The organism is Promicromonospora thailandica (assembly GCF_024171955.1).
GTDB classification, from domain to species: domain Bacteria; phylum Actinomycetota; class Actinomycetes; order Actinomycetales; family Cellulomonadaceae; genus Promicromonospora; species Promicromonospora thailandica.
The window spans coordinates 189,552-211,541 of sequence record NZ_JAMTCS010000010.1; the positions used below are offsets into that span (position 1 = coordinate 189,552).

The following is a 21,990-nucleotide window of genomic DNA, read 5'->3' on the forward strand; positions in this document are numbered from 1 at the left end:
GTTACTGACGCCCGACGGTAAGCGCAAGGGCTCAGTGTTCCTGCACGCGCAGGAGCGGTCAGTACTGGCTCTTCTTCTCCCAGTCCGCGTCGAACGCCCCGCCCTCGGCCACGGTCACGTAGTCGCGGTAGGACACCGCGAGCAGCACCCGGGGCACGTCCTTGACCGCGATCCGGCCGTTGTCGTTCCAGGTTCCGGTACGACGGAACACGAGGTGCCGGACGGCGGCCGTGATGTTCTCCTCGGGCAGGAACGCACCCGTGAACTCGATGTCGACGGTGATGCCGAGCGACGGGTACTCCCTGCGGTAGGCGGAGAACCAGCCGGCGTCCTCCGCCTGCGAGCGGGTGTAGCCGAGCTTCGTGGCGCGGCCGCGGATCGTGTAGGAGTCGCTGAGCCAGCCCTCGTGCGTGTCGATCACCCGCGCGTCGGCGGGCAGGTCCGGCAGGACGACGCTCCCCTCGGCACCGAGTCCCTGGTCGAACAGCGGCGTGATCTCGTAGTCCGCGAGGTGCGCGCGCCACGCCGGCGCACCGGTCGCGGCGTCGTCCCCGAGGGTCGCCGCGTGCACGAGGGAGACCACGGCCGTGTCCGGCACCGTCACGTCCTCGTCGTCGACACCGATCAGCGCCCCACCGTCGCCGGGCCGGAACGTCACGGTCGCGGAGGCCCCGTCCGCACCGGGCACCTCCGCCGCCCACACCAGGCGGGCCGCGAGCCGCGCCATCAGGGGGTGGCCCAGTACGAACTCCGTCCAGTCGGAGAGGCTCCACGTGCGGCCGGTGACCATCGCCTCGGCGAACCGCTGGGTCTGGAGCGCCACCACCGCCTTCAGCTCGGCGCGCGACTCCTTGAGCTGCCGCTTGGCGTCGGTGTACGCCTCGTCGTCGTCCGACGCGCGCTTGGCCGGCAGCGCCTTGACCACCTTGCCCGCCGGGTTGCGCAGCTCGAGCGTGAACGCCTCGGTGATACGCCCGGTCACGACCCGGTCGCCGTCGGGTGCGCCCAGGTCGAGGCGCAGGATCCCGTCGTCGTCGAAGCCCGCGGTCTGCACCGTGCGGTCGGCGAGCTGGTCGGCGTCCCAGCCGTTGCGCTCGGCGATGTCCTGCGCCAGGGCGGTCGCCGTGTCCTGGACCGTCCGCTGCTTGAACCGGCGCGAGACGGCCAGGAGCTGCTGCACAGCGGCGCGGTCCCCGTTGGCGGCGAGCGCACGCACCAGGTACTCCGCCTGCGCGCGACGGCCCTTGTGCGCGGAGAAGTAGTGCTGCGCGGTCGTCGCGAGCTGTCCGCCCGGCATCCCGACGGTCAGGGCGAGCAGGCCCTTCTCCTGCGTGGCCGACCCCAGGTAGGTGGCCTGGTGGTCCCGGTAGAGACCCTTCCAGATGTCCTCGACGGACTTGGCAGCCTCGGCGGCGTAGTACTCCGGGTACTGCTTGACCATCGACTGCAGCCGGTCCCACGTGCCCTGGGCCAGGCGGTCGGCGTGCGCGCGGGACTGCTCGGCATCGGGACCGCGGGTGTCCTGGGCCACCCAGGCGCGCAGCACGAACGACCCGAGGGCCGCCCGCGAGGCCGGGTCCAGCAGCCCGACGTACCGGGCGATCAGGCCGTCCCCGCTGGGCGACCTGAGCTTCGTGGCCAGGACCACCCACCAGCGCACCACGTCCGCGGGCACGACCTCGCCGGGCGCTCCGTCACCGGACCTGGCGCGCGCCGCCCAGCGCACCTCGGGCAGCTGCTCGAACGGGAACCAGGCGAGGCTCGCAGGCATCCTGCCCCGGAGCCCCTTGGCGGCCTCGGCCTGCAGGACGTCGGGCGCGAGGTCGGCGGAGATGTCGTCGCCGAGCGTCTCCAGGGCGGTCAGCAGCGCCGCCCGAACCTCCTCGCGCCGCTCCGTGCGCAGGGCCGCGCGCAGGGCCGGCACGGCGGCGGGGTCACCGATGCGCGCGAGCCACGCCGTGGCCGACGCCCGGACCTCGCCCTTGCTGTCGGAGAGTGCCTGCTCGGCCAGGGTCCGCGCCCCCTCGTGGGCCTCCAGGACCTGCTGGGCCGCGAGCCGGTGCGTCTTGCCCGTGCCGAGCGCGAGCGCCGTGAGCCGGGGCAGCAGCGTGGCCGGCAGGGCGGGGAACTCGCGCAGCACCGCGAGCGCCTTCGCGGCGCTCTCGCTGCCCTCGCCCGTGCGCAGGTGGCGTTCCAGGATCTCGGGGCGCTGCGCGAACCAGGGCCACGCGACCCGCGCCGGCACCTCCTGCGCACCCCACCAGCGGTCCAGGACCAGCTCGGCGACGATCTGCTCGGCACCGGCGATGCCCGCGCGGTCCAGGCCCTCGTGCAGCTGACGCAGGTCGGTGAGCTCGCCGAGGTTCTCGCGCAGGCTCCACATCAGCGCGTTGTTGTCGCTGCGGCCGGTGTGCACCAGGGCGTGGAGCCGGATGGCGAGCATCAGGCCCTTCCCGGCGAACCGGTCGCGACGCCTGTCCGTGAGCCAGCGGACGAGGGGTGAGCTCTTCAGCTTCCTGGCAGGTGCGGCGGCGGTCAGCACGCGCGGCAGCGCCTCGACGTCCTTGGTGGTGATCTGCTCGAGCTGCCTGAGGTTGCTCTCGGCCGACCTCAGCAGCCAGTCCGTGCCGCCGCCGCTGCGGTTCTTCCTGATCTGCTCGAGGTTCGCCCGGGCCTCGACGGTCGCCTGCTCGACGTCGGCCCGCAGCCGCTCGGCCCAGTCGTCCTCGAGCACGGGGTCGAGCAGCGGCTCCCAGGCGGGCAGGTCGACGACGACGTCCTCCTGGGGCGACTCGAGCGCCCGCGCCCGTTCCACGGTCTGCTCCAGGAGCTTGAGCCGCGCGCCGTGGCCGGCCGCCGCCCTGCCGGTCTGGTCGCGCAGTGCGGCGAGCGCGGTCTCGCACGCGACCAGGCCGCCGTCGAGCGCGGCGAGGCGGGTCGCGGCCTCGCCCAGCCGCCCGGACGGCGTCGTGGTCAGGAAGGGTGCCAGCAGGGCCACCTGCTGCGTGTCCGGGAGGGTCGCGAGGTGCTGGAGCGCGGCGGCCCGCACACCCTTGGCGGGGTCGACGGCGAGGGCGGCCGTGATGCGCGCCAGGTCCCCCAACCCGGCCGGTCCGGAGCCGCTCTCCGTGAGCCGCCGCCCGATCCGGCCGAGCAGCGCCTCCTTGCCGGGGGCGGTCAGCGTGGGCGCCAGGTCGGCGACGACGGCGACGTGCCGCGTGACGTACTCGTCGAACGCGGCCGAGGCCACGATGCCGTCCCGCGCGTCGGCGTGCCAGGACCTGCTCCTGGTGGCGCGGTGCACGATGCCCACCAGCACGGTTCGCGGGGCGTCGCCGGACGGGACGCCGCCCTCGCTCGCGGCCGCCTCGTACTCCTGGGGGGTCCAGCGCTCCCGGACGGCGCCGTCGCCGTTGCCCGAGCCGCGCCGGCCGGACCCGACGTGGCCGGTGTCGTGCAGCAGGAGCGACAGCCACTCGGGCACGCCCGGGATCTCGACGGTGTCGCTCACCTGGGCCAGCAGCCGGGAGAGCCGGACCACCTGCTCGACGGGGGCGGCGGCGTAGAACCGGCGGCGGGCGTGGAGACCCTTGTCGGTGGTCCAGCCCTTGTGGGCGGCGGCGACCTGCTTGACGAGCTCGGGCGAGATCCAGCTCGACCAGTACTGCACGCGACCCGGCTGGCCGAGCAGCCGGTCGACGTCCTCGGTGCCCGCCGCGGCCAGGCGCGTCAGGACCTCCGGCGTCGTCCCGTGCAGCACGTAGCCCGTCGCGTCCTCGTGAAGACCCCCGCCGAGCAGCGCCAACGGCGCCAGCGCCTCCGCCACGCCCCGCGCCGTCTCGTCGCCGCCCCGCACCCGGTCCATCAGCTCCTGCAGCATCTCGCCCCATCACGTCGTCGTCGGTCACCAGGGCAGAGCTCGCCCCAGGAGTGCACTGCTCGCAGCAGCACGCGCCACAAGGTAGTGGTGACCTCTGACACGCCCGCGGCGAGCCGACCGGGACCGCCCGGCCGGCCCGCCCGGCCGTCACGGTGTGAGGCGGTGCAGGTCCCGCGGGAAGGGCGTCACCTCGCGGACGTTGGCCGCCTCCACGAGGCGTGCCACCCACCGTTCCAGCCCGATCGCGAACCCTCCGTGCGGCGGCATCCCGTGCCGGAACGCGGCCAGGTAGGAGTCGTACGACGCCGGGTCCTCACCCCGGGCCCGGATCGCCGCCACGTAGTCGCCGTGCCGGTGCAGCCGCTGCCCTCCGGTGACCAGCTCGAGGCCGCGGAACAGCAGGTCGAAGCTGTTGCTCCACCGGCCGCTGCCGGGCTCCGGGTGCGTGTAGAAGGGCCGCTTCGCCAGGGGGTACCCCTCGACCGCCACGAAGTCCGACCCGTGCTCCGCGAGCGCCCACTCCCCCAGGGCGCGCTCGTGCTCGGGCGCCAGGTCGGGCTCGTCCGCCGGCGCCCCCACCAGCTCCAGCGCCCGGGAGAAGTGCAGCACCGGGAGCTGCTCGGGCACCTCGGGCACCCGGACGCCGAGCCGTGCGGCGGCGTCCGACCCGCGGACGGCGTCGGCCATGCCTGCGAGGACGTCGCGCAGCACGGCGAGCACGTCCCGGTGGTCCCGGACGAACCCGAGCTCGACGTCGAGGGAGCGGTACTCCGCGAGGTGCCGCACGGTGTCGTGCGGCTCGGCCCGGAAGACGGGACCCACCTCGTAGACCCGCTCGAAGACGCCGACCATCTGCTGCTTGTAGAACTGCGGCGACTGCGCCAGGTAGGCGGGCCTGCCGAAGTAGTCCACGGCGAACACGTCCGCCCCGGACTCCGTGGCCGAACCCACCAGCTTCGGCGTGCAGACCTCGGTGAACCCGGCGGCGTCGAGCGTCGCCCGGAAGCCGCGCAGGCTCGCCGCCGCGACCTCCCAGTACGCCTTGCGGACGGGGTGCCGCCAGGCGACGGCGGCGTGGTCGAGCAGCGTGGGCAGGGACGCGGTCGGCGCCGGGCGCCAGAGCTCGACGGGCGGCGTCTCGGCCGCGTCGGTCAGGGGTTCGATCACGAGCTCCGCGGCGCCGGACGCGGTGACCTCCACCCCGCCCGGACCCTGCGGGTTCGCGGTGACCGTGCCGGTCACCGCGACCGTCGTCTCCTCGGGCGGCACCCGCCGGTCGTCACCCCGCACCACGACCTGGGCCAGTCCGGTGCGGTCGCGCAGCACCAGGAACGTGACGGTCGCGAGCTCGCGACGCCGGTGCACCCAGCCCTGCAGGCGCACGACGGTACCCGGCGGCACGGCGGGAAGGTCGGCGGCGAGCGTCCTGGGCGGGGTGGTGCTCGGGTACGGCAAGGGTGGTCTCATCATTCCTCCTGCAGAGCGAGAGCCCTGGAGGAGCGGGCGGGGGCCAGGTCGCGGTGCCACCACTCCTTTGCCGGGAGACCCCGGCCTCTCGTCGGTACGCCGCACGCGCGGGCCGGGCGTCCGCCCGGGTCACCCGGGCCGAGGGTCGTCACGCCTCACGCTCGCCGCGGCCCACGCTATGTCCGACGACGCAGCGCCCGCCACCTCTTTGCGCCCGCGGACCCGACGGCGGGGCCCGGCGGCAGGCCGGGACCCCGCCGGACGAGCCAGGGTCAGCCCCAGCCCTGGCCGGACTGCTGCTGCGCCCCGCCCTGCTCCTCGCTACCCTGCTCCTCGCTGCCGTACCCGGCCTGCTCCTGCGTGCCGGACGACTCCTCCGGCTCACCGGACTCGCCGACGGCGCCCGCGAGCCCGGAGGCCTCACCGGCCGGACCGCCCTCGCCCTGCCCGTACGAGCCGCCCTGCCCGTACGAACCGCCCTGCCCGTACGACTCACCCTGCGCGGACCGGGTGAAATTTGCCCGGTCTTCCTGCAACGTACCCACGCCCCACAGGGCTCGCCACCAGGACCGGCGAGCTACACCGGTGTGGCTCCGGAGCCGCGGAACCCCGGGGATCCGAGCCATCGGCGCAGGGCGGCGGACACGGCGTCCGCGTCCTCCAGGGGCACGAGGTGGCCGCGGTCCGGGAAGGTGACGACCTCGGGATCACCGGGCAGCTGCGCGCGGAGCCGGTCCGCCTGCTCGAACGGGATCCACGGGTCGGCGGTGCCCCAGCCCACCCGGACCGGGCAGCGCACGTCGCCGAGGCGTTCCGCGAGGGGCCGGGTGTGATCCGGCGAGAGCTGCGCGATCTGCCGGTAGAAGGCCGCCTGACCCGTCTCGTCGAGCCAGGGTTCGGCGAGCCGTTCGACGACGTCGGCCGCGAGGGCGTGGTTCGCCGCCCCTGCGACGTACTCGCGCACGAGGGCGCCGTGCAGCGGACGCGGTACGGCCGCGAACACCTCCTCGTGGCGGGCCACGAGACGGAAGAACGGCGAGCCCCAGGGTTCCAGCGTCACGACGTCCAGGAGGAACAGGCTCGCGAGGTCGACGCCCTCGAGCAGGTGGGCGCCGAGGGCCACCGCGCCGCCGATGTCGTGCGCCACCAGGTGCGGCCGCTCCAGCGACCAGTGCCGCAGCAGGGCGGCCAGCCGTCGCCGCTGGGCGACGAGGTCGACGGGGTGCGCGGCGTCCTTCGCCGAGGCGCCGTACCCGGGCATGTCCCAGAGGAAGACCCGGTGGTCCCGGCTCAGGGCGCGCGCCACGGGCGCCCACACGCGCGCCGACCACGGGGTGCCGTGGCAGAGCACGACGTCGCCCACCGGGGGCCGGTCCGCCGGCTCGAGCACGTAGGTGGCCACGCCGACGCCGTCCTGCCCGCCGGCACCCGGCAGGTCGACGACGACGGGCGGGGGCAGCTCTGTCAGGGCATCGGGCCCAGGATCAGTGACATCAAGCATCCGTCGACGTTAGCCCGGCGCCGGGCACGACCGGGTGAGCACTGGGTAGACGAGGTAAGGCCCACCTAACTAGGATCGCGACGTGATGACACCCTGTCAGCACGTCGCCGTCGTCAGAGGAGACCCCGTGAGCCTGCCCGTCGAGGAACACGCCCCCGTCCCCCTGTCCACCCTGCTGCGCGAGGGCACCCGCGCCGCCCACGGCGAGGCCAACTCCGAGCAGTTCGTCGAGCAGCTGCTGTCGGGGGCGCTGACCCGGGCCGCCCACGCCGACCTCTCGGCCCAGCTCCTGCCCGTCTACGCGGCGCTGGAGGAGGCGAGCACTGCGCTGCGCGACGGCCAGGGCGCCGCGCTGCGCGACGGGCGGGACGACGACCGCGGCGGCGCCGGCCTGGTCTTCACCGAGCTCACCCGCGTCCCGGCGCTCGAACGCGACCTGGCCTACCTCTACGGTCCGTCGTGGCGCGAGGAGATCCGGATCCTGCCCGCCACGCGGGCGTACGCCGACCACGTCCGCGAGGTCGGCGGCAGCCTGCCGCACTACGCCGCACACTCCTACACGCGCTACCTGGGTGACCTGTCGGGCGGGCAGATCGTGAAGCGCATGATGAAGCAGCACTACGGTCTGGACGAGGAGGGCGTGGCGTTCTACACGTTCCCCGACATCCCCAAGGTCAAGGTCTTCAAGGACGCCTACCGCGACGCACTGGACCGGCTCGACCTCGACGAGGCGGAGGTGGCCACCACGCTCGACGAGGTGCACCTGGCGTTCCGGCTCAACCGCGCGGTGTTCACGGAACTGGCTGCCATCCACTGCTGACGACGCAGGTCGGACGTCTGACATGTCACACGTCTGTCTTGTCACAGCCCGGACCGTCACGTCCCGGCCGGCTGCGGTGTCAGATGGAGTATGCACACCACCGAACGTCGCATCTCCACGACAGCGCTCGTCATCGGTACGGGCGGTTCCGGCCTGCGGGCCGCCATCGAGCTCGCCGAACAGGGCGTGGACGTCCTCGCGCTCGGCAAGCGCCCCCGGATGGACGCCCACACCTCGCTCGCCGCGGGCGGCATCAACGCGGCCCTCGGCACCATGGACGCCGAGGACAGCTGGCAGCAGCACGCCGCCGACACCATCAAGGAGAGCTACTTCCTGGCCAACCCGCACACGGCGCAGATCGTGGCGCAGGGCGCCGCCCAGGGCATCGCCGACCTGGAGCGGTACGGCATGGCCTTCGCCCGCGAGGAGGACGGGCGCATCTCGCAGCGGTTCTTCGGCGCGCACACCTACCGCCGCACCGCGTTCGCGGGCGACTACACGGGCCTGGAGATCCAGCGCTCCCTGGTGAACCGGGCCACGCAGCTCGACATCCCGGTCCTGGACTCGGTCTACGTGACCCGGATCCTGACGCACGACGGCGCCGTGTTCGGCGCCTACGGCTTCGACCTCACCGACGGCACGCGCTACCTCATCCACGCCGACGCCGTGATCCTCGCCGCGGGCGGGCACAACCGGATCTGGCGGCGCACGTCCTCGCGCCGGGACGAGAACACCGGCGACTCGTTCCGCCTGGCCGTCGAGGCCGGCGCCCGGCTGCGCGACCCGGAGCTGGTCCAGTTCCACCCGTCGGGCATCCTGGAGCCGGAGAACGCGGCGGGCACGCTGGTCTCCGAGGCGGCGCGCGGCGAGGGCGGCATCCTGCGCAACGCCGTGGGTGAGCGGTTCATGGCGAAGTACGACCCCGAGCGGATGGAGCTGTCCACCCGCGACCGGGTGGCCCTGGCGGCGTACACGGAGATCAAGGAGGGCCGCGGCACCGCCAACGGCGGCGTGTGGCTCGACGTCTCGCACCTGCCGCGGGAGACGATCATGACCCGCCTGCCCCGCGTCTACCAGACGATGCTCGAGCTGCAGATGCTCGACATCACCACCGACCCGATCGAGATCGCCCCCACCGCGCACTACTCGATGGGCGGGGTGTGGGTGCGGCCGGAGGACCACAGCACCGAGATCGACGGCCTGTACGCGATCGGCGAGGCGTCCAGCGGCCTGCACGGCGCCAACCGCCTGGGCGGCAACTCGCTCATCGAGCTGCTGGTCTTCGGCCGCATCGTCGGGCGGGCCGCCGCGGCCTATTCGGCCGGGCTGGAGGCGCAGCGCCGCTCGCACGACGCCGAGGACCGTGCCCGCGCCGAGGTCACCGACCTGCTGGCCGCCGACGGCCACGAGAACGTGCGCGCCCTGCAGCGGGCGATCCGCGACACCATGACCGAGCACGCGGGCGTCGTGCGGGACGAGGCGGGGCTGCTCGCCGGCCTGGCGGAGCTGGCCGAGATCGAGGAGCGCGCCACGCACGTCGGCGTCCACCCCGACATCGCGGGGTTCCAGGACCTGGCCCACGCGTTCGACCTCAGGGCTTCCCTCATCGCGGCGCGCGCCACGCTGGAGGCGGCGCTGGAGCGGCGCGAGACCCGCGGCTGCCACAACCGCAGCGACTACCCGGACGTGGACCCCAACCTGCAGGTCAATCTGGTCTGGTCGCCGAAGACCGGCGTCGTCCGCGAGGAGATCCCCGCCGTCCCCGACGAGATCGCGGCCCTGATCGCCGCCCAGGAGGTCTCGACGGCGGGCAAGCTGGTCGAGTGACCAGCCTCCGCTGAGTGCGGGCTTCTCGCCCTTTCCGAGGCTCGAAGAGGGCGAGAAGCCCGCACTCGACGGGGTGACGGGGTTCGGGAGGGTCCGGACGGCGCGCCGAACCGTGGGACGGCGTCGCAGGCGCCCCGGGCGGGTGCTTATGGTGTCGCCGCCTGCACCACCTGAAGGAGATACCGCGTGCCCCTGCTCGACGAGCGCCTCGTCCCGGTCTTCGACGAGGTCATCACCCGTAACCCTGGCGAGACGGAGTTCCACCAGGCCGTCCGCGAGGTCCTGGAGAGCCTGGGCCCGGTCGTGGCCAAGCATCCCCAGTACGCCGACGCCGAGGTGATCCGGCGCCTGTGCGAGCCGGAGCGGCAGATCATCTTCCGCGTGCCGTGGACCGACGACGCCGGCCGCGTGCAGCTCAACCGCGGCTTCCGCGTCGAGTTCAGCTCGGCCCTCGGCCCGTACAAGGGCGGGCTGCGGTTCCACCCCTCGGTGTACCTCGGCATCGTGAAGTTCCTCGGCTTCGAGCAGATCTTCAAGAACTCGCTGAGCGGCCTGCCGATCGGCGGCGGCAAGGGCGGCAGCGACTTCGACCCCAAGGGCCGCAGCGACGCCGAGGTCATGCGGTTCTGCCAGTCGTTCATGACGGAGCTGTACCGCCACCTCGGTGAGCACACCGACGTGCCGGCCGGCGACATCGGCGTGGGCGGGCGCGAGCTGGGCTACCTGTTCGGGCAGTACAAGCGCATCACCAACCGGTACGAGTCCGGCGTGCTCACCGGCAAGGGCCTGAGCTGGGGTGGTTCGCAGGTGCGCACCGAGGCCACGGGCTACGGCACGGTCTTCTTCGTGCGCGAGATGCTGGCGAGCACCGGCGACTCGTTCGACGGCAAGCGCGTGGTCGTCTCCGGCTCGGGCAACGTGGCGATCTACGCGATCGAGAAGCTGCACGAGCTGGGCGCCCGGGTGGTGGCGTGCTCCGACTCGGGCGGGTACGTCGTCGACGAGGACGGCATCGACCTCGACCTGCTCAAGGAGATCAAGAACGAGCGACGCGGCCGCGTCGCCGACTACGCCGCCCGGCGCGGCACCGCGCAGTACGTCGCGGGCGGGTCGATCTGGCAGGTGCCGTGCGACATCGCGCTGCCCTGCGCCACGCAGAACGAGCTGAACGGCACCGACGCGAAGTCCCTGGTCGAGAACGGCTGCCAGATCGTCGCCGAGGGCGCCAACATGCCGACCATGCCGGAGGCGATCCGGTTCCTGCGGGACGCGGGCGTGCGGTTCGCGCCGGGCAAGGCGGTCAACGCGGGCGGCGTCGCCACCAGCGCGCTCGAGATGCAGCAGAACGCCTCGCGCGACTCGTGGACCTTCGAGCACACCGAGGCGCGCCTCGCCGAGATCATGCGCTCCATCCACGACCGCGCCCTCGAGACCGCCGACGAGTACGGCGTGCCCGGGGACTACGTGGCGGGGGCGAACATCGCGGGCTTCACGCGGGTCGCGGACGCGACCCTCGCGCTCGGCCTGATCTGACGCGCGGGCCCGCGGGTAACCTGCGGTCATGAGACGCGTGACCCTCCAGGACGTGGCCGACCGCGCGGGGGTCTCGATGAAGACGGTGTCCAACGTGGTGCGCGGCTACCGGCACGTCAGCCCGGCGATGCGTGAGCGCGTGCAGGCCGCGGTCGACGAGCTCGGCTACCGCCCCAACCGGACCGGGCGCAGCCTGGCCACGGGACGGTCGAGCATGCTCGGCCTCGCCTTCCCCGACCTGCGGCGGCCCTACTTCGCCGAGCTCGCCCACGTGTTCGCCCGGGTCGCGGAGGCGCGCGGCTACCGCCTGCTGCTCGCCGAGACCGGCGCGACGGCGGACGGCGAACGCTCGGTGCTGCACGACCGCGAGGCCGGGATCGTGGACGGCATGGTGCTCCAGCCCCAGGTGCTGGCCGCCCGGGAGCTGGACGTGGAACGGCACGGCATGCCCATCGTGTTCCTCGGCGAGGACCCGCAGCCCGACGACGCCGACCAGGTCGCGATCGACAACGTCGCCGCGGCCCGGGAGGCGGTGGCCCACCTGGTCCGCTCGGGACGGCGGCGCATCGGCTTCCTCGGGCACGAGACCGAGCGGGTGTCGTGGACGTCGACGCTGCGCATCGAGGGCTACCGCACGGCGCTGGAGGAGGCCGGGCTCGTGGTGGACCCGGCGCTGCTCGTGCAGCGGCGGCAGGACGGCGACGCGCGCGACGCCGAGGAGGCCCTCGACGTGGCGCTGGCCGCCGGGCTGGAGATCGACGGGCTGCTGTGCCGCGACGACCTCGCGGCGATCGGCGCGCTCCGGGCCCTGCGCCGGCACGGCCTCGACGTGCCGGGCGACGTGGCCGTGGTCGGCTGGGACGCCATCGAGCTGGGCGCGAGCACCGCGCCGAGCCTGACCTCCGTGGCGCCCGACACCCGCGAGCTGGCCGAGCGCGCCCTCGACCTGCTGCTCGACCGCCTGGACGGCTACGCCGGCCCGGGCCGCCACGTCACGGTGGGCCACACCATCGCGTACCGCGAGAGCGCCCCGAACCTCCCCACTCCCTGACCGCCCTGGCCCCGCTCGCCGAGGTCGGTCCGTTGCACCGAGATCGGCACAGGCCTGGACCGATCTCGAGACAACGGACCGACCTCGGCGCGGCGCCTCGAGGTCAGACAGCGCCTACCGCCGCCAGCTGCTCCAGGACCGCCGCCCGGACCGCCTCCGGCAGCGCCACGGCCGCCAGCTCGGCGATCTTCTCCGTCGCGGTCCGGTCGCTGCTGACGATCTCCCACGCCTGCAGCTTCTCCGGGTTGCCGGCCTGCGCGGACTCCAGGATCTCGCGCGCCGCCGCGAGCCGGTCGGTGCCGACGTGCAGCGGCCCCCCGGACACCCGCACGACGATCTCGGCAGCGGCGGGCCCGGAGGCGTGCACGCTCCACCGCCCGTCGACGCCGGTGACCTCGGCCTCCGCGTCGTTGACCGTGACCGGCCCGGCGGGCAGCGCGGCCAGGAACGTCACCGTCCACTCGCGGGTCTCCGGCAGCACCGAGGTGGCCCCCTGCGCGGCGCCGATCACCAGCTCGCCGCGCTCACGGTCCCAGGAGAGGTCCGTCCGCGCGGCAGCGCCCGCCACCGCGTCGTCCACCGCGGCAGCACCCGCCACCGCGTCGTCCTCCGCGTCCTCCGCCAGCACCAGCCGCCCGGAGGCCCCCGGCGCCACGAGCAGCTCGAGCGCCGACGGGTTGCGCGTGGCGTCCAGGTCGGGCCCCGCGTCGAGCGGCAGGATGCCGCCCGCGCGCAGCAGCGCCGGGACGGACCCGAGCCCGCGGTGCATCTCGATCGTGCGGTCGCCCCGGTAGACGGCCCCGGTGAAGACGTCGGTCCAGACCCCGGCGGGCAGCCACACCCGCACCCGGCCCCGCAGCGAGGCGGGGTCGCGGGGCGTGGTGACAGGCGCGACGAGCAGCTCGCTGCCGAACGCGAACTGGTGGGGCACCTCGTAGGCCTCGTGCCGGCGCGGCTCGAGGTGGTACATGGGCCGCACGAGCGGCACACCCGCGGCGGCGCGGTGGTTCATGGTGTGCAGGTAGGGCACCAGACGGTGCCGGAACCGCAGGGCGTCGCCCATCGCGGCGCGGTGCTCCGGCGGGAACTGCCACGGCTCCTTGCGGATGAACGGGTTGTTGGCCGAGTGCAGCCGCAGGATCGGCGAGAAGAGGCCGAGCTGCACCCAGCGCGTGGCGAGCTCGTCGTCCCGCACGCCGCGCGTGTGGCCGCCCACGTCGTGGCTCCACCAGGAGTAGCCGATGTTGGCGGCGGTGGCGGTGAACTCGGGCTGGAAGTTCAGGGACGCCCACGAGACCACGGTGTCGCCGGAGAACCCGACGGCGTACCGGTGGCTGCCCGGGCCGGCGTACCGCGAGAACGTCATGCCCGGCCGGCCGTCGCGCGCCGCGTCCAGGTGGTGGAAGTGGTTCAGCACCCACAGCGGGTCCACGCCCGCCATCCCCGAGGTGCGGCCCTGCTGCCAGTCGATCCACCAGAAGTCGACGCCCTGCGCCTCCAGCGGGTGGTGCAGCTGGGCGAAGTAGGCCCGCAGGAACGCCGGGTCGGTCGGGTCGAAGCCGATCGGCTGCCCGCCGTCCGGGTCCACGCCCAGGGCGCGGGCCATCGCCGGGTACGCGTCCTCGAAGGCGCGGACGCCGTCGGCCGGGTGCAGGTTGAGCGTGGTGCGCAGGCCGCGCTCGTGCAGGGTGCGCAGGAACGCCTCGGGGTCCGGGAAGAGCGTGGGCTCCCAGGAGTAGCCGGTCCAGCTGCTGCCGTGCTCAGGCGGCACAGAGCCCACGCGGTGCCAGTCCATGTCGATCACCGCGACGGAGAAGGGCACGCCCTCGGCGTCGAAGCGGTCCAGCAGCTCCAGGTAGGACGCGTCGCTGTACGCGTGGTACCGGCTCCACCAGTTGCCGAGCGCCCAGCGCGGCAGCCGCATGGGGTTGCCGGACACGCGGTAGAGGTCGGCCACGGCGTCGGTGTAGTCGCGGCCGTGCACGAACACGTACAGGTCCTGCCGCCCCGGGACCCGCGAACCGACCCAGCCGTCGTCCTCGAACAGGAACGACGCCGAGTCGTCGAGCACGCCGATGCCGTCGCGCGCGACGACCCCGGGCTCGAGCTCGGTCCGGCCGTCGACGTCGTCGAGGGTGCGGGCCGTGCCGCCCAGGTCGCGGGTCGGTTCGCCGTACCGCCAGCGCCCCGAGTCGCGGCCCAGCACCTCGACCACCAGACCGCTCGCGGAGAACTCCCCGCCGTCGTACCGCAGCCGGGCGCGCCGCGTGGTGACCACGACGCCGTCGCCCCGCCGCTCGACGGCGAACTCGGCCGGCGGCAGGTCGCGCCGGATCGCGAACGTGGAGGCACGGTCCTCGAAGCCGCCGTCCGCCGACCGCTCGACGCGGAACACGCCGTCCGTGAGCACGGTGATCCGCCAGCCGGCACCGAGCACCTGCTGCTCGGGGCGGGCGTGCGGCGCGGCGTCCGGCAGCGGCCGGATGACGGGCAGGCTGTCGACGGCCTGGTCGACGGGCTGGGACATGAGGCTCCTCGGATCGGGGGTCAGTGCTTGACGGCGCCCTGCGTCACGCCGCTGATCACCCAGCGCTGCGCGAACAGGTAGACGACGATGGTCGGCGCCATCGCCATGAGGTACGACGCGAACGCGACGTTGTAGTCGGTGCCGAACTGGCTCTGGAAGATGTTCTGCACCACGGGCAGGGTCTGCAGCGTGGGGTCGGCCATGATGAGCGACGGCATCATGAAGTCGTTCCAGGACGCCAGGAAGGCGAAGATGCCCACCGTGGCGTTCATGGGCCCGAGCAGCGGCAGGATGATGCGCCAGAAGATCTGCCAGGTGCTCGCGCCGTCGATGCGTGCGCTCTCCTCCAGCTCGATGGGGATCGAGCGCAGGTACGCGGTGTAGAGCAGCACGCTGAACGAGAGCTGGAACATCGCGTGCAGGATGCCGACGCCGAGCGGGTTGTCCAGGCCGGTCAGGGCGGTGAGCTGGATCTGCGGCAGCGCCACCACCGGGAACGGCAGGAACAGCGCGACCAGCAGGTAGATCATCGACCAGCGGAAGAACCGGCGCGACCAGTTGCGCGCGATCGCGTAGGCGGCGAGCGAGCTGAGCAGCAGCGTGAGCACGACCGCGAGCGCCGCGACCCCCACCGAGATCCCGAACGAGACGGGGAACCGGGTGAGCGTCCACGCCTCGGCGAAGCTGGCGGGGTTGAGCGGGGCGGGCAGCGAGAAGGCGTTGCCGTCGGCCGACTGCGCGCTGGTCTTGAACGCCATGGACAGCGTGACGTACAACGGTACGAAGACCGTGAGCGTGGCGAGCGCCAGCAGGATCGTGAGGGGCCAGCTCGTGCGGTGCACGCGGCCCGGTGCGCGCAGGCCCGCGGGCGGCTGCGTGCGGACCGGGGTCTGGGTGGTGGTCACAGCCGGACCGCCCTTCCGCGCGTGGCGATGATCTGGGCCACGGAGATCAGCGCCGTGACCACGAGGAACACCGTCGCGTTGGCCATCTGGTAGGCGTAGTCGCCGCCGGTGAAGCCGCCGAAGATGGTCATGGCGACGCTGCTCGTCGCGGTGCCGGGTCCGCCTCCGGTGAGGCCGACGATGACGTCGTACACGCCGAGGTATCCCTTCACGCCGAGGATCGTGTTGATCAGGATGAAGCCCGCGATGAGCGGGACGGTGACCGACCGGAACTGCCGCCACGGGGAGGCGCCGTCCAGGGCGCTGGCCTCGTAGAGGTCGGTCGGGATGGAGGTGAGCCCTGCGGTGTAGACCAGGAGCGCGCCGGGGATGGTCTGCCACGCCGACACGATGACGATGGACAGCCAGGCCAGGTCGGGGTTGCCGAGGATGCTCTCCTCCAGCGGCCCGAAGCCCACGGCCGTGGCGATCGCCGGCAGGGAGTTCGAGAACAGGAAGTTGAACACGTAGGCGACGACGATCCCGGAGACCACCATGGGGATGACGAACACGGTGCGCAGCGTGGTCGCGAACCGGATGCGCCGGGTCAGGGCGACGGCGAGCGCGAGCGCGATCACCTGCGCGACGACGACGGTGACCACCGCGAACCCGAGCGTGAACCCGTAGGCCTCGAGGATGCGCGGGTCGCTGAACAGCGCCGCGTAGTTGCTCAGGCCCAGGAACGACCACTCCCCGAAGCCGACGTAGTCGGTGAGGCTGTAGAAGATGCCGATCAGGGCGGGGATCACGACGAACGCCGTGAACACGAGCAGGGTCGGGACCAGGAAGAGGTAGTAGACCCGGTCGACGCGCCGCTCCCTGCGATAGGACCCCCGGCGATACGACTTCCTGCGATACAACGTTGTCGCGCTCGTACGGTGTGTCATACCGTGGCTCCCCGTCCCGCCAGCCGGCGCCAGTCCGCGTCGAGCTGGCGCAGCATGCCCTCGAAGTTGCCGCTGCGGATCGCGGCCTGCAGGTAGTTGCCCAGCGGGATCGACGTCGGCACGAACGTCCCGGCGCCCTGGTAGAAGGCCGCCCGGTCGACGTACTCCTGGAGGCCGGCCAGCCGCTCGTCCTGCTGCGGCGGGGCGTCCTGGAGCGTCGAGTACGCGAGGTTGTCGCTGTTGTAGGCGTTGATGATGTCGGGCCGCATGAGGAACTCGACGAGCTCGCGCGCCTCGTCCTGGTGCGGCGACGCCGTCGGGATCCACAGGCCCAGGTCGATGTTCACGCGCGCCTGCCGGTCGTCCGGGTTCTCCGAGACGGGCAGCGGGAAGGTGCCGATCTCCAGGTCCGGGTCCACGAGGGCGATCTGCCCGAGCGCCCACGGGCCCTGCAGGTACATGGCGGCCTCGCCCTTGCCGAAGGCGAGGTTGCCGTCGGCGTACGCCCGCACCGCGTGGTCCGGGTTGAAGTAGGACGAGATGGTCTTGGCGCGCTCCATCGGCACGGCGAAGTCCTTCTCGAACGACACCTCCGAGTCCGGCCCCACGTCGGTGCCCAGCTCCTTGAGCCGGCGGAAGAACTCGCCGGGCGCCACGAGGCTGCCCACGGAGTAGTCGAACAGGCCCTGCCAGAGCGTCCAGGTGTCCCGGTCGGTCGCGTAGATCGGGGTGACGCCGGCGCGGCTGAGCTCCTCGCACACGTCGACGAACTGCGACCACGTCTCCGGGACCGGCAGGTCGTGGTCCCGGAAGATCTTCTTGTTGTAGATCACGCCCGCGGCGGCCAGCGAGTAGGGCAGCACGCTGGTGCGGCCGGGGTAGGTGGCGTACTGGTCGGTCAGCTCGCCGATGTCGGTGCGGACGGTGTGCGCCGACGGCAGGTCGGACAGGTCGCCGAGCACCCCGCGCTTGATGTACCGGGCGAGCTCCAGGTTGTCGTTGAAGCAGCCGACGTCGGCGGGCTCGTTGCGGACGAACTGCGGCGCGATGGCCACGGTGCTGTCGTGCACCACGGTCACGCCGCCGCGCTCCTTCTCGAAGCGCCGGAGCAGGTCGTCGAAGTACGCCAGCACCTCCTGCTTCTGCTCGTAGAAGCGGAGCGTCACCCCGCCGCCGGCCCGTGCGGCGGGTGCGCACCCGGCGGCGCCGAGCGCGACCATCGCGGCCGACCCCGCCAGGAACGAGCGGCGGCTGAGCGTGCCGCCCCTGTGCCGGTCCACCTGCCGGCTCTGGTTCACCTGTCGGCTCACACTGCATCTCCCATGCTCGAACTCCGTTGCTCGCAGCGACCGTCGGAATTTACAGCGCTGTAAAGACCTCGTCAAACAGGTCTCGCGCCCGCGCACCCCGTACCGGTCAGGAATCGAGAAGCACTCCCCCGGCCGACCGGCCTACCGTCGACGACATGGCACACAACGACGCGCACATCCACTCGATCACCCTCGGCGTGACCGACCTCCCGGCCGCCCGCGCCTTCTACGACGCTGCCTTCGGCCTGGGCGACCTCCTCGACCTGCGCGAGACCGACGCCCCCACGAGCGGTTTCCGCGGGTTCCACGTGTCCCTCATCTCGGCCCAGCCCGGCGACGTGCACGCGCTGTTCGACTCGGCGGTCGCCGCGGGCGCCGCCGTGCTCAAGCCCGTGGCCAAGTCGCTCTGGGGCCACGGCGGCGTGGTCCAGGCGCCCGACGGCGCCATCTGGAAGGTCGCGACCTCCGCCAAGAAGGACTCCCGCCCGGCCGAGCGCCGGTTCGACGAGGTGGTGCTGCTGGTCGGCGCCGAGGACGTCGCGGCGAGCAAGCGGTTCTACGTGGACCACGGCCTGAAGGTGGGCAAGAGCTTCGGGTCCTACGTGGACTTCGACATGGACCTCGACATGGCCACCAGCCGGTTCGGCTTCGGCCTCTACAAGCGGCGCGCGCTGGCCAAGGACGCCGGCGTGCCGCCCGAGGGCACCGGCTCGCACCGGCTGGTGGTGCACGGCGGCCTCGGCGCCGTCACCGACCCGGACGGGTTCGCATGGGAGCCGGTGCCGGACCGGACCAGCTGAGAATCAGGCCCGAGCGTCGGCGGCCAGCGCCTGCGCCACCCGCGACCGCAGCGCGGGCACCACCTCGTCCTCGAACCACGGGTTCCGGGCCTGCCACCGGAAGTTGAGCGGCGAGGGGTGCACCAGCGGTATCGCGTCGGGCAGGTACTCGGCCCAGGCCCGCACCGTCTCGGTCAGGGTCGGCCGGGCGCGCACGCCCAGGTAGTACTTCTGGGCGTACCCGCCCACCAGGACCATCAGACGCACGTGCGGCAGCTCGGCGAGGATGCGCCGGTGCCACAGGTCCGCGAAGTCCTTGCGGGGCGGCAGGTCCCCGGAGACCCCCTTGCCGGGGTAGTAGAAGTCCATGGGCAGGATCGCGATCCGGTCCGGGTCGTAGAAGGTCGCGTCGTCGACGCCGAGCCAGCCGCGCAGCCGCACGCCGCTCGCGTCGTTCCACGGCACGCCGCTCTCCTGCGCCTTGCGGCCCGGCGCCTGGCCGACGAGCGCGACCCGCGCGCCCGGCGCGGCGGCGTAGAGGGGTTCGTACCCGAGGTCGCGGGCCCACGCGTTGGAGGGGTGGGCGGCGATCTCGGCCCGGATCAGGTCGAGGGCGGTCTGCACCGGCCCAGTCTCACCCCGTCCGTGTCCCCCGTGCGAGCTACCCGCAAGTGTCCACCCTGCGGTGACTACCCGGCGACGCCCGATCCATAGCGTTCTGGGTAGATCGCGGCGCACCCGCCGCGGCATCCCCGAAGGAGTCCATCGTGCGTGTGGTGTGGCAGCTCGTGGCCGTGGTGGCCGTCTCGATCCTCGGTGCCCAGGGCCTCGCCCTGGTCGAGCACAACCCCTGGCTGACTCTCCTCGTCGGCGTGGCCACGGCGGTCGCGGGCCTCGCCGTCTACCGCTGGGTCGTCGGACGCACCGAGCGCCGGCAGGTGACCGAGCTGGCCCGGCTCGGCGCCGTCCGCTCGGTGACCTGGGGCACCCTGCTCGGCATCGGGCTGTTCGGCCTGGTGATCCTCAACCTCGCCCTCCTCGGCAGCTACTCCGTGCACGGCCTGGGTTCCCCCTCGGGCGCGCTCGGGCTGCTGGGCTTCATGGCCATGGCCGCGGTGACCGAGGAGCTGCTGTGGCGCGGCGTCCTGTTCCGGGTCGTGGAGAGCTGGACCGGCACCTGGACCGCTCTGGCGATCACCGGCCTGCTGTTCGGCCTGGCGCACCTGCTCAACCCGAACGCCACCCTGTGGGGTGCGCTCGCCATCGCGCTCGAGGCCGGCGGCATGCTGACCGCGGCGTACGTGGCCACCCGCAAGCTCTGGGTGCCGATCGGCCTGCACCTGGGCTGGAACGTCGCCGGCAGCACGATCTTCAGCACCGAGGTGTCCGGCAACGACACGCCGCAGGGTCTGCTCGACGCCGGCACGTCCGGGCCCGCCCTGGTCACGGGCGGCGCGTTCGGCCCCGAGGGCAGCCTCTACTCGGTGGCGTTCTGCACCGCGGTCGCCGTCGTCTTCCTGGTGGTGGCCCACCGGCGCGGCACCATCGTCCCGGCCCGCCGCGCCGCCCGGGCCCGAGCCGCGGTCCCCGGGCAGACGCCCGCTAGGCTCCCCCGGTGACCGATCTGACCCCGGCCCTGGACCGGTGGCGCCGGCTCGACGTCACCGTCCGGGACCTCCCGCTCGCGCTCGGGTTCGCGGCGTCGGCCTTCGTGCCGGCGCTGCGCGACTACGGGACACAGGTCGGCGGCCTGCCGGCCCACCCCCTGGACGGCTGGGCCCTGCTGGCCGTCGCGCTCCAGTGCCTGCCGCTCGTGGTGCGGCGCCGACTGCCCCTCCTGTGCCTCACCCTGGTCGTGGCCGGCTTCGTGCTCGCCCAGCACCTCGCGTTCCAGTCGTTCGCCGGCAACACCGTCGCGGTCACGCTCGTGAGCACGGGCGTCCACCTCGCCCGGCACCGCCTCGGCGTGGCCGCGGCGCTCGCGGCCGGGTACGTGGCGCTGGCCGTGTCGCTCGACCTGCGCGGCGGCACCGAGCGCCCGGACGAGTACCTGACGTTCTTCCTCGCGCTGGCGTTCGCCTGGGGCGTCGGGGCGTGGGTGCGCTCGACGCGGACCGCCGAGGCGGACCGCCGGGCGCGGGTCGAGCAGGACACCCGGACCGCCGAGCGCACCCGGATCGCCCGCGAGCTGCACGACGTGGTGACGCACCACGTGACCGCGATGGTGGTGCAGACGGAGGCCGCCCGGTACCTGACGGCGGCCCCGGACCGCCTGGAGCGGACGCTGGACGCCGTGGCCGACACCGGCCGCCGCGCCGTCACCGACCTGCGGCACCTGCTCGACCTGCTGGACCCCGGGCACCCCGGGCCGGCCCGCGCGCCGTCGACCGGTGACCTGCGGGAGCTGGTGGAGCAGACCCGCCGGGCCGGCCAGCCGGTGGAGCTCACCGAGTCCGGCGCACCGGCCCGGGCCGCGGGCAGCGCGGAGCTCGTGGCCTACCGCGTGGTGCAGGAGGCCCTGACCAACGCCCTCAAGCACGCCCGCGGAAGCCGTACCGCGGTGGACGTGCGGCACACCGGGAAGGAGATCCAGGTGACGGTGACGACGGGCGCACCGGACGCAGCGGCCGCGGGCCGCCCGCCGGCCGGGAGCGGGCGGGGCCTGTCCGGGCTGCGCGAGCGGGTCGGCGCGGTGGGCGGGCGGCTCCACGCCGACCGGGCCGACGACGGCGGCTTCGTGGTCCGGGCCGACATCCCGACCGGGAGCGCGTCGTGACGGGCGCCGCCCCGACCCGGGTGCTGGTGTGCGACGACCAGGTGCTCATCCGGACCGGGTTCGCGACGATCATCGACGCGCAGCCCGACATGGAGGTCGTGGGCGAGTGCGGCGACGGGCGGGCCGCCGTCGAGCTGGCCGGCGCGCTGCGGCCCGACGTCGTGGTGATGGACGTGCGCATGCCCGTGCTCGACGGCATCGCGGCGACCCGCCTGCTCGCCGGCGCCGAGGTCGACCACCCGGTCAAGGTCCTGGTGGTGACCACCTTCAACCTCGACGAGTACGTGTACGAGGCGCTGCGCGCCGGCGCGAGCGGGTTCCTGCTCAAGGACGCCCCGGCCGCGCAGCTCCTGCAGGGCATCCGCACGGTCGCCTCGGGGGCCGCGCTGCTGGCCCCCGAGGTGACGCGCGAGCTCGTGGGCCGGTACGCCGAGCGCATCCGGCCGGTGCGCGCCGCCCCCGTGGACACCGGCCTGACGCCGCGCGAGCTGGAGGTGCTGCGGCTGATCGCCGAGGGCCTGTCGAACGGCGAGATCGCCGAGCGGCTCGTGCTCAGCCAGGAAACGGTCAAGACGTACGTGTCCCGCCTCCTGGCCAAGCTTGGGCTGCGGGACCGGGTGCAGGCGGTGGTCCACGCCTACCGCACGGGCCTCGTCACCTGAGCCCGGTCACCTGAGCCCGCATCCCT

General features: G+C 73.4%; 17 protein-coding genes. 8 read left to right on the forward strand and 9 right to left on the reverse strand.

The genetic code is table 11. The annotated features are described in order from the left end of the window. Positions 1 to 58: 58 nt before the first annotated feature. The 4 genes from APR03_RS17025 to APR03_RS17040 form a co-directional block, all read right to left on the reverse strand. Positions 59 to 3,880 (reverse strand): DUF4132 domain-containing protein, encoded by a 3,822-nt coding sequence (locus tag APR03_RS17025; protein ID WP_253837483.1) that lies wholly within the window; start codon positions 3,878 to 3,880, stop codon positions 59 to 61. Between the two features lie 147 nt (positions 3,881 to 4,027). Next, positions 4,028 to 5,347, reverse strand: coding sequence for an aspartate--tRNA(Asn) ligase (gene aspS / locus APR03_RS17030; protein WP_253837484.1), 1,320 nt, complete (start codon positions 5,345 to 5,347; stop codon positions 4,028 to 4,030). Between the two features lie 272 nt (positions 5,348 to 5,619). Continuing rightward, the gene (locus APR03_RS17035; protein WP_253837487.1) at positions 5,620 to 5,892 is read right to left on the reverse strand and encodes a hypothetical protein; all 273 of its coding nucleotides are present in this window, start codon (positions 5,890 to 5,892) and stop codon (positions 5,620 to 5,622) included. A gap of 32 nt (positions 5,893 to 5,924) precedes the next feature. Continuing rightward, on the reverse strand, positions 5,925 to 6,848 hold the full coding sequence (locus tag APR03_RS17040) for an alpha/beta fold hydrolase (protein ID WP_253837489.1): 924 nt from the start codon (positions 6,846 to 6,848) through the stop codon (positions 5,925 to 5,927). A gap of 85 nt (positions 6,849 to 6,933) precedes the next feature. Here APR03_RS17040 and APR03_RS17045 point away from each other — a divergent pair, with 85 nt between their 5' ends. From APR03_RS17045 to APR03_RS17060, 4 genes are all read left to right on the forward strand, one after another. Next, on the forward strand, positions 6,934 to 7,668 hold the full coding sequence (locus APR03_RS17045; protein ID WP_253837596.1) for a biliverdin-producing heme oxygenase: 735 nt from the start codon (positions 6,934 to 6,936) through the stop codon (positions 7,666 to 7,668). 90 nt (positions 7,669 to 7,758) lie between these two features. Further along, a complete protein-coding gene (locus APR03_RS17050; protein WP_253837494.1) occupies positions 7,759 to 9,495 on the forward strand; it encodes an L-aspartate oxidase in 1,737 nt (578 codons plus the stop codon). Between the two features lie 186 nt (positions 9,496 to 9,681). Then, the gene (gdhA, locus tag APR03_RS17055; RefSeq protein ID WP_253837496.1) at positions 9,682 to 11,028 is read left to right on the forward strand and encodes an NADP-specific glutamate dehydrogenase; all 1,347 of its coding nucleotides are present in this window, start codon (positions 9,682 to 9,684) and stop codon (positions 11,026 to 11,028) included. Between the two features lie 28 nt (positions 11,029 to 11,056). After that, the gene (locus tag APR03_RS17060; RefSeq protein ID WP_253837498.1) at positions 11,057 to 12,079 is read left to right on the forward strand and encodes a LacI family DNA-binding transcriptional regulator; all 1,023 of its coding nucleotides are present in this window, start codon (positions 11,057 to 11,059) and stop codon (positions 12,077 to 12,079) included. Between the two features lie 103 nt (positions 12,080 to 12,182). Here APR03_RS17060 and APR03_RS17065 read toward each other — a convergent pair whose 3' ends face one another. The 4 genes from APR03_RS17065 to APR03_RS17080 are packed head-to-tail and all read right to left on the reverse strand — an operon-like array spanning position 12,183 to position 17,747. Next, positions 12,183 to 14,606, reverse strand: coding sequence for a glycoside hydrolase family 31 protein (locus APR03_RS17065; protein WP_253837500.1), 2,424 nt, complete (start codon positions 14,604 to 14,606; stop codon positions 12,183 to 12,185). A 20-nt stretch (positions 14,607 to 14,626) separates the two neighbouring features. Continuing rightward, positions 14,627 to 15,511 (reverse strand): carbohydrate ABC transporter permease, encoded by an 885-nt coding sequence (locus tag APR03_RS17070; RefSeq protein WP_372494923.1) that lies wholly within the window; start codon positions 15,509 to 15,511, stop codon positions 14,627 to 14,629. Further along, positions 15,508 to 16,437 (reverse strand): carbohydrate ABC transporter permease, encoded by a 930-nt coding sequence (locus tag APR03_RS17075; RefSeq protein WP_253837502.1) that lies wholly within the window; start codon positions 16,435 to 16,437, stop codon positions 15,508 to 15,510. Before APR03_RS17075 ends, APR03_RS17070 begins: the two co-directional genes overlap by 4 nt. After that, positions 16,434 to 17,747, reverse strand: a complete 1,314-nt coding sequence (locus APR03_RS17080) for an ABC transporter substrate-binding protein (protein WP_253837504.1) — start codon at positions 17,745 to 17,747, stop codon at positions 16,434 to 16,436. The genes APR03_RS17075 and APR03_RS17080 overlap by 4 nt, the downstream gene beginning before the upstream one ends. A gap of 155 nt (positions 17,748 to 17,902) precedes the next feature. Between APR03_RS17080 and APR03_RS17085 the strand changes: the two genes are divergently transcribed. Further along, positions 17,903 to 18,547, forward strand: coding sequence for a VOC family protein (locus tag APR03_RS17085; RefSeq protein ID WP_253837506.1), 645 nt, complete (start codon positions 17,903 to 17,905; stop codon positions 18,545 to 18,547). 3 nt (positions 18,548 to 18,550) lie between these two features. Here the strand turns inward: APR03_RS17085 and APR03_RS17090 are convergent, their stop codons facing one another. Then, a complete protein-coding gene (locus APR03_RS17090) occupies positions 18,551 to 19,150 on the reverse strand; it encodes a uracil-DNA glycosylase family protein (RefSeq protein ID WP_253837508.1) in 600 nt (199 codons plus the stop codon). A gap of 143 nt (positions 19,151 to 19,293) precedes the next feature. Here APR03_RS17090 and APR03_RS25305 point away from each other — a divergent pair, with 143 nt between their 5' ends. Genes APR03_RS25305 through APR03_RS17105 form a run of 3 tightly spaced genes read left to right on the forward strand, consistent with a single transcriptional unit; the run spans position 19,294 to position 21,964 of the window. Further along, positions 19,294 to 20,145: a CPBP family intramembrane glutamic endopeptidase gene (locus tag APR03_RS25305; RefSeq protein ID WP_253837509.1), complete on the forward strand. Its 852-nt coding sequence runs from the start codon at positions 19,294 to 19,296 to the stop codon at positions 20,143 to 20,145. After that, a complete protein-coding gene (locus APR03_RS17100) occupies positions 20,142 to 21,302 on the forward strand; it encodes a sensor histidine kinase (protein ID WP_253837510.1) in 1,161 nt (386 codons plus the stop codon). Before APR03_RS25305 ends, APR03_RS17100 begins: the two co-directional genes overlap by 4 nt. Then, on the forward strand, positions 21,299 to 21,964 hold the full coding sequence (locus APR03_RS17105; protein WP_253837511.1) for a response regulator: 666 nt from the start codon (positions 21,299 to 21,301) through the stop codon (positions 21,962 to 21,964). Before APR03_RS17100 ends, APR03_RS17105 begins: the two co-directional genes overlap by 4 nt. Positions 21,965 to 21,990: the final 26 nt, after the last annotated feature.

Coding starts and splice junctions, on each gene's coding strand:
- APR03_RS17085 (WP_253837506.1), top strand. CDS start 17,903: ATGGCACACAACGACGCGCACATCCACTCGATCACCCTCGGCGTGACC.
- APR03_RS17075 (WP_253837502.1), bottom strand. CDS start 16,437: ATGACACACCGTACGAGCGCGACAACGTTGTATCGCAGGAAGTCGTAT.
- APR03_RS17060 (WP_253837498.1), top strand. CDS start 11,057: ATGAGACGCGTGACCCTCCAGGACGTGGCCGACCGCGCGGGGGTCTCG.
- APR03_RS17065 (WP_253837500.1), bottom strand. CDS start 14,606: ATGTCCCAGCCCGTCGACCAGGCCGTCGACAGCCTGCCCGTCATCCGG.
- APR03_RS17045 (WP_253837596.1), top strand. CDS start 6,934: ATGACACCCTGTCAGCACGTCGCCGTCGTCAGAGGAGACCCCGTGAGC.
- APR03_RS17040 (WP_253837489.1), bottom strand. CDS start 6,848: ATGCTTGATGTCACTGATCCTGGGCCCGATGCCCTGACAGAGCTGCCC.
- aspS (WP_253837484.1), bottom strand. CDS start 5,347: ATGAGACCACCCTTGCCGTACCCGAGCACCACCCCGCCCAGGACGCTC.
- APR03_RS17025 (WP_253837483.1), bottom strand. CDS start 3,880: ATGCTGCAGGAGCTGATGGACCGGGTGCGGGGCGGCGACGAGACGGCG.
- APR03_RS17050 (WP_253837494.1), top strand. CDS start 7,759: ATGCACACCACCGAACGTCGCATCTCCACGACAGCGCTCGTCATCGGT.